The 10,469-nt window shown below is 66.7% G+C and carries 10 protein-coding genes and 1 riboswitch; of the genes, 1 reads left to right on the forward strand and 9 read right to left on the reverse strand.

Annotation, left to right across the window (positions count from 1 at the left end):
* Positions 1 to 381: 381 nt before the first annotated feature.
* The 9 genes from ABDW59_RS11540 to ABDW59_RS11580 form a co-directional block, all read right to left on the reverse strand.
* Positions 382 to 807: a nuclear transport factor 2 family protein gene (locus ABDW59_RS11540; protein ID WP_343630008.1), complete on the reverse strand. Its 426-nt coding sequence runs from the start codon at positions 805 to 807 to the stop codon at positions 382 to 384.
* Positions 808 to 1,688: 881 nt separating this feature from the next.
* Positions 1,689 to 2,303 carry a hypothetical protein gene (locus ABDW59_RS11545; protein WP_343629935.1) on the reverse strand — a complete coding sequence of 205 codons (615 nt, stop codon included), beginning with the start codon at positions 2,301 to 2,303 and terminating at the stop codon, positions 1,689 to 1,691.
* A 224-nt stretch (positions 2,304 to 2,527) separates the two neighbouring features.
* On the reverse strand, positions 2,528 to 4,660 hold the full coding sequence (gene flhA, locus ABDW59_RS11550) for a flagellar biosynthesis protein FlhA (RefSeq protein ID WP_343629936.1): 2,133 nt from the start codon (positions 4,658 to 4,660) through the stop codon (positions 2,528 to 2,530).
* Complete coding sequence (locus ABDW59_RS11555; protein ID WP_343629937.1) at positions 4,657 to 5,805, reverse strand: flagellar type III secretion system protein FlhB; 1,149 nt, start codon at positions 5,803 to 5,805, stop codon at positions 4,657 to 4,659. The genes flhA and ABDW59_RS11555 overlap by 4 nt, the downstream gene beginning before the upstream one ends.
* On the reverse strand, positions 5,798 to 6,598 hold the full coding sequence (locus ABDW59_RS11560) for a flagellar biosynthetic protein FliR (protein ID WP_343629938.1): 801 nt from the start codon (positions 6,596 to 6,598) through the stop codon (positions 5,798 to 5,800). Before ABDW59_RS11560 ends, ABDW59_RS11555 begins: the two co-directional genes overlap by 8 nt.
* 9 nt (positions 6,599 to 6,607) lie before the next feature.
* The gene (locus ABDW59_RS11565) at positions 6,608 to 6,877 is read right to left on the reverse strand and encodes a flagellar biosynthetic protein FliQ (RefSeq protein WP_343629939.1); all 270 of its coding nucleotides are present in this window, start codon (positions 6,875 to 6,877) and stop codon (positions 6,608 to 6,610) included.
* Positions 6,874 to 7,611 carry a flagellar type III secretion system pore protein FliP gene (fliP, locus tag ABDW59_RS11570; protein ID WP_343630010.1) on the reverse strand — a complete coding sequence of 246 codons (738 nt, stop codon included), beginning with the start codon at positions 7,609 to 7,611 and terminating at the stop codon, positions 6,874 to 6,876. Before fliP ends, ABDW59_RS11565 begins: the two co-directional genes overlap by 4 nt.
* An 80-nt stretch (positions 7,612 to 7,691) precedes the next feature.
* Complete coding sequence (locus ABDW59_RS11575) at positions 7,692 to 8,033, reverse strand: FliM/FliN family flagellar motor switch protein (RefSeq protein ID WP_343629940.1); 342 nt, start codon at positions 8,031 to 8,033, stop codon at positions 7,692 to 7,694.
* A gap of 3 nt (positions 8,034 to 8,036) precedes the next feature.
* The gene (locus ABDW59_RS11580) at positions 8,037 to 9,053 is read right to left on the reverse strand and encodes a hypothetical protein (protein WP_343629941.1); all 1,017 of its coding nucleotides are present in this window, start codon (positions 9,051 to 9,053) and stop codon (positions 8,037 to 8,039) included.
* Between the two features lie 358 nt (positions 9,054 to 9,411).
* Positions 9,412 to 9,518, forward strand: a riboswitch (cyclic di-GMP riboswitch).
* A 610-nt stretch (positions 9,519 to 10,128) separates the two neighbouring features.
* Here ABDW59_RS11580 and ABDW59_RS11585 point away from each other — a divergent pair.
* Positions 10,129 to 10,464 (forward strand): flagellar hook-basal body complex protein FliE, encoded by a 336-nt coding sequence (locus ABDW59_RS11585; protein ID WP_343629942.1) that lies wholly within the window; start codon positions 10,129 to 10,131, stop codon positions 10,462 to 10,464.
* The last annotated feature ends 5 nt before the right edge of the window (positions 10,465 to 10,469 follow it).

A 10,469-nucleotide genomic window follows, 5' to 3' on the forward strand; every position in this document is an offset into this window, starting at 1 on the left:
TATGACTTCGGGTATCTACCTATCGAGGGGTCGCGCGGTGTCGCGGGGACGACAAGTGTTTGCGCGGAGGCGCAAACGAACCCGAATTAACTCCGCAACCTGAAGAGTGCGCGCGACGCCAGCTGCCCCATGCGAATCAAGACCTGCCGGGACCGCGCTAAATCCAGCTGTCGCCTCGATCGACAAGGTCTTGATTCATTGAAGGCGGCAGGAATGGCCACCCTACGGTCAATCTTCAATGCTCCCTCGCGCCTGAATCGAGCTATGCAGCGCGACGATCTGTTGCCTCGCGGAACAAGGCATTGACGGGGCGAAGGCGCAAGGCGTAGCGAAAATCAGGCACGCTTTGCTAAGGCGGAGGGCAATGGGCCCGGCCGGCAATCAGAACATCGTGTTCCCATTCGCCGCCTTCTCCGGCACGTCCTGCACGACGTCCCAGTGCTCCACGATCCGACCCTTCTCGACGCGGAAGATGTCGACCACCGCGGAGCCGCGATCACTCGGCTCCGCGCGGAAGTGCACGTGCAGATAGACCAGGTCGCCGGAGGTGGCCGTCCTCACGATCCGAGAACTCGTCTTCGGGTGCTGCTTGAAGAAGCCGCTGAAGTAGGAGACGAAAGGCGCCTTGCCGTCGGGCACCTCGGGGTTGTGCTGCTTGTAGCTGTCGGCCACGACGCTCGCTGCGCCGACCTCGTGCTTGTTGAAGAAGCGGTCGTAGAAGTCGACCACCAACGCGCGATTGCTTTCCTCTTGCTTGAGGTCGCGGGTCTCGGTCGGCGCCGCATGAACGGCGCCGGAAACCAGCATCGCGCCGGCAAAGAGGAAGGGCAGGGCGCGGGAGGGTTTGCGCATCGTCAACTCCGTGTCGATAAGAGATCCAGGAGGGCTGGCAGACGGCTGGCGTGAGCGCAGCATCCTAGCGCCCTGTCCGGAGCGATCGTCGAGCTGGAGGGACCAACGGAGTGCATCGCCTTGACCCACACCGCCGAATCCGAAGACGCAACCCTCGTCGCGAAACAAGATCCCGTCGAGCGACTGCTCGCAAGATGCAGGGAGCGAGAGTCGTCTTGTCTGCGCGAAGAGTTGGAGCATCGGCTTCGCGTTGTCTCGGCGATGGAGCAGTTGTTGGAAGAGCGTGGAAGCGACGAGCGTCGGCAGCTCGACCTATTGGTGACCCAGTCCCGATGGCTGTTCGGGTCGCTATATGAGGGTTCGGGATATCAGGCCCACGAGGACCTTTGGGCCGCTGCTCACGGTGTCCTGCGGGATCGGATGCTGCCTGCGACATCCGTCGATCGAAATGATCGTCAAGACCTGGCACTTCTCTCCAACATGTCGTACTCGATCACCTCGATTGAGCTTCCATGTCGGACGGGATCTGGCATGTCGGACGGACGGGACGTGCTGATGGTCGCGACCAAGGTGGAGCGATTGGAGATTGACCAGGAAGACCTGCGCCAGGTGTGGGAGGACGCTCGCGAAGTGAGCGAGCGCGCGGCATTGCGCGCGCTCCCAACGTTCACGGCGTTCGTCGTCGGGTACTCCGTGCCGCGGCATCTGAGGGGCGAGTCGCTCATGGTGAGCGGACCCGTCAATGCTTGCCGTAGACAGGCGTTCTCTTACGAACAGCTCATCCGATCGGCGCGCTATCGCTTGGAGCGCTCACGGAAGGCTGCTGAGCAGAGGCCTCAACCCACCCGCCTCCTCCCCACCGCCCACATCACCGGCAGCAGCCCCATCGCCCACAGCAGCGCCGTGCCCGGCTCCGGCACGATCCCCGGCGGCGCCTCGATGTTGACCAGCGCCGGCGCGACGATGTTCCCGAAGTCCACGAATCCCTCGTAGCCGGGCGGGCCGCCGGTGTAGCCGCCCGAGAACAGGTAAAAGTTGTTGGCCGTGTCCGTGCTCACGCCGCGGGTCGTCGAGAACCAGAACACGAGGTCCTCGTCGTACACGCCGTACGGGAAGGAGCTGGTCCATCCCCAGTACGAGCCCGAGAGCCCGACCGGTCCGGGCGCACCGCCGCCGGACAGGATCGCGAAGTTGAAGTCGTCGGGCTGACCCCAGGTGGTAGGCAGCGGCCCCGACCAGTTGATCTGGACGTTCTGCCGGATCGCGAAGCTCACATGCCCGATCGACGAGAGCACACTGGCATCGATGGTGTAGGTGTAGGTGTAGAGCTTGGTCACCGGGTCGTAGCTGACCGTGCCTGTGACCGCCGAGACCGCGTGCGCCGGACGCGTGGCCATCAGGCCGATCAGCATCAGCAGCACGAACGCGGCGATGTTCAGGACTCGCTTCATGGGGCTCTCCCTGGCTCCCGCTGCAGGGAGAGAGCGAGAGCCATGCTGGACTCTAGGCCTGGGGGGCGCGAAGGCAAGGCATCCAGCGGGAACGAAGCGCTTCAAGGGGACCTGGAGCGTCTCTTGCCCCTGGCTGCCTGCGATTGACGCTCCGCGGCCTGCGGAGACCCTCTCCCCCCGCCCTCTCCCGCGAAGCGGGCGAGGGGCCATGAGGGACCGAGCGCTTATCCCAGCGTCCCCACCACCGCGATCTCCTTCTGATCCGGCACCTCGTTGTACGACAGCACCGCCAGCCCCGGCGCGAAGAGCCGCGCATACCTTGCCAGCAGCGGCCGCACCTGCGGCATCACCAGCAGCGCCGGCGCCGTCCCCAGCGACTTCATCTGATCCCTCGCCCCCGGCATGTGCTGCTGCAACTGCGACAGCAGCTGCGGATCCACCGGATAGCTGTCCAGCTGGACCTTCGCCCCACCGGCACGCGCCTGATTCAGCGCATTCAACAGATGGTTCTCCAGCTCGCTCCCCAGGTTGAACACCTTCAGCGCGCCCAGCGCCCCCTGCGGTCCCTGCAACTGCGCCACGATCTGCCGCTTCAACGCGCAGCGCACTTCCGCCGCCAGCAGCACCGGATCCTTCGTCGCCTCCGCGTTCTCCACCAAGGTCGACGCGATCGTCTGAATGTCCTTCACCGCCACGCCTTCCGTCAGCAGCAACCGCAGCACCTTCAACAGCTGCGCATGCGTGAACGCCTTGTCCAGCGCGCCGCCCAGCTTGGGCGCGATCGCGTTCAAGCGCTCCAGCAGCGCCGAGACATCGTCGAACTTCAGCAGCTCCGGCATCTGCTCGCGCAGCACCTTGGACACGTGCGTCGCCACCACGCTCGCCACATCGACGACCTGATACCCCAACCCCAGCGCATGCGCCTTGTGCTCCGGCTCGATCCAGGTGACCGGCATCGCATACGCCGGGTCGAAGCCGGGGATCCCGTCCAGATCGCCCCAAACCTGGCCCGAGGCGATCGCCATCAGCCGATCCGGATAGACCTCCGCCTGCGCCACGATGGCGCCGCTCAGCGAGATCGAATACTGATTCGGCTTCAGCGACAGATCGTCCCGCACCGACAGCGTCGGCAGCAGCACGCCCAGCGTCTCGCTCATCGACTGCCGCATGCCTCGCACCCGCGTGCGCAGCGGCTCGCCCTGCGCCGGATCGATCAGGCTCACCAGCTTGTAGCCCAGCGTCACCGACACCGCCTCGACGACCGGCAGCGCGCGCCAGTCGATCTCCGGCGGCGCCGCCGCGATCAGCGCGCCCTCCAGCGGCGCGGCCGGCTTGACGCGCTGATTCGCGCGCTCGCCCATGCGCCACGCCGCATACGCCAGCGCCACCGCGAAGGCGCTGAAGGCCATCCACGGCATGCCGGGGATCAGCGCCAGCACCAGCATCACGCCCGCCGCGCTGTACAGCACTTGCGGCGAGGCCAGCATCTGCTCGCTGACCTGTTGCTCGAACTCGCCCGAGTCGCTGACCCGCGTCACGATGATGGCCGCGGCCGCCGACAGCAGCAGGGCCGGGATCTGCGCGACCAGCCCGTCGCCGATCGTCAGCAACCCGTACTGGCGAATCGCTTCGCCCAGGCTGACGTCGTGCATGAAGGCGCCGATCGCGACGCCGCCCACCAGGTTGATGATCAGGATCAGGATGGACGCGATCGCGTCGCCGCGCACGAACTTGCTCGCGCCGTCCATCGCGCCGTAGAAGTCCGCCTCGGTCCCGACCTCCTGCCGCCGCTTCTGCGCCTGCTCCTGATTGATCAGGCCGGCGTTGAGGTCGGCGTCGATCGCCATCTGCTTGCCCGGCAGCGCGTCCAGCGTGAAGCGCGCCGACACCTCCGAGATCCGCTCCGCGCCCTTGGTGACGACGATGAAGTTCACCACCATCAGGATCACGAAGACCACCAGACCGACGATGAAGTTGCCGCCGATGACCACGTTGCCGAAGGCCTCGATCACCTTGCCCGCGGCATGCGTGCCCTCATGGCCGTGCAGCAGCACCACCCGCGTCGACGCGACGTTCAGCGACAGGCGCATCAGCGTCGTCGCCAGGATCACGCTGGGGAAGATCGAAAAGTCCAGCGGCCGCTTGCTGTTCACGCTGACCAGGATCACCACCAGCGCCAGCACGATGTTGAAGGTGAACAGCACGTCCAGCAGCACCGGCGGCAGCGGCAGGATCACCATCGCCAGGATCGCCAGCAGGAACAGCGGCGCCGCCACGCGCAGATCGCGCAGCTGCGCGCCCAGGCGCGCCAGCCCGGATCCGGCCGGGGTCGTGGAAGAGGGGGTCTTGGGCTTCATGGGGACTCCGGATCGGAGAGATGTCGCGGCACCGGCAGCTCCGCCGCCAGGCTCGGTTCAGTCGGACGGCGGCCGGCGCGGAAGGCCTTCAGCTGCATGACGTAGCTCAGCACCTGCGCCACCGCCTGGTACAGCGAGGCGGGAATCTGCTGCTGCACCTGAGACGTGTTGTAGAGCGCGCGCGCCAGCGGCGGCAGCTCCAGCAGCTGCACGCGGTGCTCGCGCGCGAGCGAGCGGATGTACAGCGCCATCTCGTCCACGCCCTTGGCGACGACGTAGGGCGCCTCGGCCTTGGCGCTGTCGTAGCGCAGCGCGACGGCGTAATGCTCGGGGTTGACGATGACCACGTCCGCCTCCGGCACCGCCTTGCGGATGCTGCGCTTGGCCAGCTGCTGCTGCAGCTGGCGGATGCGCTGGCGGACCTCGGGACGGCCTTCGTTCTGCTTGTATTCCTCTTTGACTTCCTGCTTGCTCATGCGCTGCTGGCGCATGAAGAACAGGCGCTGCAGCGGCACGTCCACCAGCGCATAAGCCATCAGTACCGCCGCCAGCGTGAGCAGCGCATCCATCACCAGCCCCGCGGCCTGCGACAGCGCGTCGGGCAGGCTCATGGCCTGCAGCTGCACGTACTGCGAGGCGAAACGCGTCGTCACCCAATACAGCACGCCCAGCACGCCGCAGGTCTTGAGCAGCGTCGCGGCAAGCTCGCTGTAATGCTTGGTCGTGAAGAAGCGGCCCAGGTTGGACATCGGGTTCAGGCGCGAGAACTTGGGCGCCCAAAGGCTGGTCGTGAACACGATGCCGCCGCCCAGCTGCGTCGCGACGATCACCGCCGCCGGCAGCGCCAGCAGCGGCAGCAGCAGCTTGACCAGCAGCCAGAGCGACTCCAGCGCGGCCTCGCCCCACAGGCCGTCCAGGCTGGCCAACGCATCGGGGCCGTCCATCGGCGCCAGCGCGAGGCGGAACAGCCGCCCGAAGTCCTCGAGGTACATCGGCGCGACCAGGGTCAGCAGCTTCAACCCGGCGAAGAGCCCGATGGCCGCGCCGAGGTCCTTGCTGCGTGCGACCTGGCCCTGCTCGCGCGCCTTGCGCAGCTTCTGCTCCGAGGGCTTCTCGGTCTTGTCGGCGGTGTCGGACTCAGCCACGGGCGCCTCCGATCTCGGGCACGCCGCGCATGCCTTGCTCCAGCATGCGCAGCAGCTGCTGCGTCATGCGCAGATAGTGCTCGGGCACATGCGCCAGCACCTGCGTGAGCATGAACAGCCCGAACAGCGTCACCAGCGAGTAGCCCAGCGAGAACAGGTTCAGCGCCGGCGCCACGCGGTTGAGAAAGCCCATGCCCAGCTGCACCACCAGCGTCGCGGCCACCACCGGCAGCGCCAGCAGCAGGGCGGCGGAGAACACCCAGGCGAGGTTGTAGGCCAGGTTCTGCAGCGTGAGCATCGACAGTCCCGCGCCGATGGGCCAGGCGCGGAAGCTTTCACCGAGCACCGCGGTGAACAGCAGATGGCCGTCCATCGAGAAGAAGGCCAGCACGCACAGCACGTTCAGCAGCGCGCCGACGACGTCGGAGGAGCTGCCGTTGATCGGGTCGTTCAGCACCGCCATCGCGAGGCCCAGCTGCGAGGACAGCAGAAAGCCCAGCACGCCGATGACGGCCATCGCCAGATGGAAGGTCAGGCCCATCGCCAGGCCCAGCAGCGCCTGCTCGGCCGCGGCGAGCACGCCTTGCATCGAGAAGATCGGGATGTGCAGCGCGGTCGATTGCGACACCGGCATCAGCACCACCGCCAGCACCAGCGACAGCAGCACGCGCGCGGACACCGGCATGCCGGCATCGCCGATGGTGGGGGCCGCGGCCAGCATCGCGATGACGCGGCAGAAGGGCCACCACAGCGCGCTGAGCCAGAGCGTCAGCTGGCTGAAGTCGATCTCCACGATGGGGTCCTAGCTGACCAGCTGCGCCGCGCGCTCGAAGATCGAGACGCAGAAGTCCATCAGCAGCGCCACCATCCAGCGGCCCGCCACGCCCAGCACCAGCAGGGTCACCATCAAGCGGGGCAGGAACGCCAGCGTCTGCTCGTTAATCTGCGTCGCGGCCTGGAACAGCGCGACCAGCAGACCCATGATCAGCCCGGGGAGCACCAGCACCAGCACCAGCAGCATGGTCAGGTGCAGGCTCTCGCCGATCAGGTCGGTGGCGATCTCCGGCGTCATCCCGCCACCCCGCGCACGCTGGACACCAGCGTGTTCACCGTCAGCGTCCAGCCGTCGACCAGCACGAAGAGCAGCAGCTTCAGCGGCAGCGAAATCACCAGCGGCGACAGCATCATCATCCCCATCGCCATCAGCACCGAGGACACGACCAGGTCGATCACCAGGAAGGGGATGAAGAGCATGCAGCCGATCTGGAACGCGGTCTTGAGCTCCGACAGCGTGAAGGCCGCCAGCTTCACCGGGAAGCTGTGCTCCTCGGGCTTGGCGACGTTCGTCTCACCGGCCAGCTGCGCGATCTGGGCGAGGGCGCTCTTGCTGGTCTGCGCCAGCATGAAGCGCGAGATCGGCTTCTCCGCGATCTGCAGCGCCTGCACCAGCGTGATCTTGTCGGCGTCGTAGGGCTGCATGGCCTGCTCCCAGATCTGCGTGCCGATGGGCTTCATCACCAGGATGGTCAGGATCAGCGCCACGCCGGTCACCAGCCGATTCGGCAGGCCCTGCTGCAGACCGAGCGCCTGCCGCAGCAGCGACAGCACGATCACGAAGCGGGTGAAGCTGGTCATCATCAGCACCAGCACGGGCAGCAGCCCGAGCAGGGTCATGATGACCAGGACCTGCGTCTTCAGCGTGAAGTCGCCGCCGCCCGCGCCCGCGCCGGCAATGCGGATCGCCGCCTGCGCGGGGCCCGAGGCCGCCGCCAGCATCACCGGCAGCGCGAGCGCCGCCAGACGCATCGTGACGCGCGAGCCGGTCGAGCGCGACCGAGCGTCGCGCGAGTCGGCGTCATGACGCGGCCCGGCGGCGGTCAACGCGTTCATGAGCCCAGCCGGTCCAGGTCCAGGCCGTCGATGTCCAGCACGCGCAGCGCGTGGCTGTCGCCGCTGACCACGACTTCCGCATGGCCGATGGCCGTGCCGTTGACCTTGATGACCAGGGGGGCGCCGGCCAGGGTGTCCAGCTCGACCACGCTGTCGGCCTGCAGCTGCGCCAGGTCGTGCAGCGACAGGCGCGCCTCGCCGACTTCCAGCGTCAGCGTGACCGGGATCTTGCGCATCAGCGCGGGCAGGTCGCGACCGGCCGGCTTGGGCTCGATCACCGGCAGGTCCTGCACCGGTTCATCCAGCAGGCCCGCGATCAGATCGGTATCGCTCATCATCAATCACTCCAGGTCTTGGAAAGAGGTCAGGCACAACTTGCCCTGGTGCTCGGCCACGGCCGCGCTCATCAGCGCCGAGCCCTGCACCATCACGGTCGCGTCGGCCAGGCGAATCGGGATCAGCGCGCCGGGCACCAAGTCCAGCACGGTGCCCAGGTCGAGCTCGCGTTCCAGCAGCCGCGCCTGCAGCGTCAGCGTCAGGCGGCGGTCCAGCGGCGGCGCGCCCACGGCCGAGGCCGCGCGCGCCGGGCGGTGCTGGCCGGACAACCGGCGCAGCAAGGGCTGCAGATAGGCGCCGTCCAGGATCAAGCTGAGGGTCATGTCTTGCGCGGGCGTCGGCGCGGCCGGGGCGGGCTCGGCCGCCGCGTCCGGATCCGCCTGTTCATAGGCGCCGTCGGCGTCCTGCTTGTAGGACGCGTTCGCGGGCAGCGGCGCCGGCATCGCGGGCGTCAGGTCGCGCATGGCCACCGTGATCGCCCAGGCGTCGCTCATCGGGGGCAGGGGACCGGACTGCAAGGCCGGCAGATCGGCCAGCGGAGTCAGGTCTTGCGCGGCCGCGTCGTCGGGCAAGGCGGCTTGCGCCAGCCATTGCAGACTCAGGCTCGCGAACTGGCCGGCCAGCAGATGCAGCAGGCGGTCCTCGGTGGCGGTGGGCGGCGTGTCGGCGGTGGCGAGCGCGGTGTCCGCGCCCAGTCCCAGGCGGCGCGCCATCAGCGCCAGCACCAGCGGACGGTCGATGCGGCAGCCCAGCGGGCCGGCGGGACCGTTGGCGCGCAGCCATCGGGGCGCCGCGCCGGTGGCGGGCGTGGCGTCCTGATCGGCCGCGAAGGGACGCAGCGTCAGCGCCTGCAGTTCATAGCGGCTGTGATACCGGCGGTTCCACGGCTGGACCAGCGCGCGCTGCAGCGCCTCGCGCAGACCTTGCGCGACCTGGGGCAGCAGATGCACCGGACGACCCAGGCTGCGCGTGTCGAGCGCGGCGGGCCGAGGTGCCGAAGTGGGGCGGGACTGGGTGGTCATCCGTGAATCCGGTGGATTAATCCATAACCATCAGATTCTAGGAATCGATGGCGATTTCGACCAGCGTTGGAAACGTGTACGTTAGCGCTTGCAGGAATAAATCACAAACAAGCTGCCGCGATTCGCACGTGCACCGAGGAGGCGATTTAAGCCCGCACCGAAACGGGTCGCCATACCCTGGCGAAGCGCAGGTATTTTATTTTTCATATTTATCAGTACCGATACAGATCGGGCGCAGGGCGTCCGAATGGCGTCGGGTTTGGTGCTGCACATCGTGAACTTCTTCACGCTGGCTAAATGCGTCTTGACGCAGTGCACAATTGGTTCTTGTTGCGGACGAACACAAGGTCTACAGTCCGACACATCAGGGCACACCCGAGCGAAAGCCGGGGTCGCAAAGCCTCCGGTCTACCTTTCGGCGCTTCTCGATAGAGCGCGCCGGATCACGATAGCGGGGTTGCCAGACCTGAGTCTGTGGACCGCGTGACGCGCGGTTCTTAGGCGCTCGCCTGCCAGGCCCCACCCGGGCCTGTTGTGACCTGCTCGGCTGCCGCCGAGGTGCTGCCCGTTTATCAGCAAGACACTTGCGAGAGAGAGGACGGACATGCTCATTCACCGACAGTTCTTCATCCCCTGATCCGGCTGGTGCCGTCCGACCTGGATGGCGCCCGGGGTTCCGCGCGGCTGCGCAGCCGCGGCGCCCCAGGGGTTTCCTGACATTCGCGCGTTGAATCCGCGTTGGTATCGCTGCCGAGCATTTGAAAACTCGGCGCGAGGGGATTCTTTCGCCTGAATGTCCATGGTTGAAACTGTCTGTAAATAGCGCCGAATATGTCGCATACAAAATACGTGTCACACGGACGCGTCAAATAAAGCGGCGACATTCGAGTCCGCGATAAATCTCCAGACCTTTTGGGGATCGATGAATCAAGCGCGGGTTGCGCGCGGGTTATGAACCATTGACGAGAAGTGATGGGGGCCCGCCGAAAGAGTGATCGGAGCAGTCCGATCCAAGCCCACCAGGCGCCGTTGGTGAAAACCAATGGCGTACCAGTCAACGCTCGGGAGCCAGGGAATGTCGGTCACGACGCTCAATTCGGCCATCGGCCAGTCGGCCATGGAATCGCTGCTGAACCAGGACGCTGTACGCCTGCAGCGTGATGCGCAGTCGCTGTCGCATGGCGTGGGCGATAACCCATCCATGCCTGCTTTCGAGCAGATGCTGCGGCGCGTGGACGACCGCGACCAGGCCGCCGCGGCGCGCATGGAGGCGGTCGAGCGCGGCGAGAGCGACGACCTGGTCGGCGCCATGCTGGCCAGCCAGGAAGCGGGCTTGTCCTTCTCCATGCTGATGCAGGTGCGGAACAAGGTCGTCGGCGCCGTGGACGAGCTGATCAAGCTGCAGCTCTGAGGCCG

The sequence above is a fragment of the Roseateles sp. genome (assembly GCF_039595295.1).
Classification (GTDB): Bacteria; Pseudomonadota; Gammaproteobacteria; order Burkholderiales; family Burkholderiaceae_C; genus Roseateles.

Excerpts from the sequence above, each read along its gene's own strand:
- ABDW59_RS11540 (WP_343630008.1), bottom strand. The coding sequence starts at position 807 with ATGCTGGTTTCCGGCGCCGTTCATGCGGCGCCGACCGAGACCCGCGAC.
- ABDW59_RS11545 (WP_343629935.1), bottom strand. The coding sequence starts at position 2,303 with ATGAAGCGAGTCCTGAACATCGCCGCGTTCGTGCTGCTGATGCTGATC.
- flhA (WP_343629936.1), bottom strand. The coding sequence starts at position 4,660 with ATGAAGCCCAAGACCCCCTCTTCCACGACCCCGGCCGGATCCGGGCTG.
- ABDW59_RS11565 (WP_343629939.1), bottom strand. The coding sequence starts at position 6,877 with ATGACGCCGGAGATCGCCACCGACCTGATCGGCGAGAGCCTGCACCTG.
- fliP (WP_343630010.1), bottom strand. The coding sequence starts at position 7,611 with ATGCGTCTGGCGGCGCTCGCGCTGCCGGTGATGCTGGCGGCGGCCTCG.
- ABDW59_RS11575 (WP_343629940.1), bottom strand. The coding sequence starts at position 8,033 with ATGATGAGCGATACCGATCTGATCGCGGGCCTGCTGGATGAACCGGTG.
- ABDW59_RS11580 (WP_343629941.1), bottom strand. The coding sequence starts at position 9,053 with ATGACCACCCAGTCCCGCCCCACTTCGGCACCTCGGCCCGCCGCGCTC.
- ABDW59_RS11585 (WP_343629942.1), top strand. The coding sequence starts at position 10,129 with ATGTCGGTCACGACGCTCAATTCGGCCATCGGCCAGTCGGCCATGGAA.